This window comes from Bacillus sp. LR--39, assembly GCF_053613335.1.
The window spans coordinates 1-526 of the sequence record NZ_JBSIOT010001547.1; the positions used below are offsets into that span (position 1 = coordinate 1).

General features: G+C 40.1%; 1 protein-coding gene. It reads left to right on the plus strand.

The features are described 5' to 3' along the window. Positions 1 to 350, plus strand: a 350-nt coding sequence (locus tag ACWHAR_RS31710; RefSeq protein ID WP_452089006.1) for an alpha-glucosidase C-terminal domain-containing protein, incomplete at its 5' end; no start/stop codon positions are given. Positions 351 to 526: the final 176 nt, after the last annotated feature.

Below are 526 nucleotides of genomic sequence, written 5' to 3' on the forward strand. Positions count from 1 at the left end.
TCACCGCAATCAATGTGGAGGAAGCGCAGGGAGATCCTGATTCGGTCTTAATCTATTACAAAAAGCTGATCAGCCTGAGAAAGCAGTACTCTGACCTCATGAAAGGGAGCTTTGATCTTTTGCTTCCGGACGATCCGCAGTTGTTTGTATACATGAGAGAAAACAGTAAACAGCAGCTTTTGTCAGTCAATAATTTTTCAAAAGAGCAGGCTGTTTTTCAGTGGCCTAAGAACTGCGGCAAAGCTCAGGCCTCTCTGCTTCTCAGCAATTATAACAACGATGATCTTGCTGACGAAATGGTGTTCCGGCCTTATGAGAGCAGGGTCTATCTTCTGGACAAAACAAACTAATGATTGAAGTAGCCCGGCATTCTTAGCCGGGTTTTTTTAGTACATATATTCGCTCTGCAGGCGGGAAGAATAAATGAAAATGAAATTTATTCTTGCAAAACGTAATGACTTCGGTTTATTATGATATAGAATTACAAAATCGTTATCATTTTGATTTAAAGTTACTGAAAAAGAGG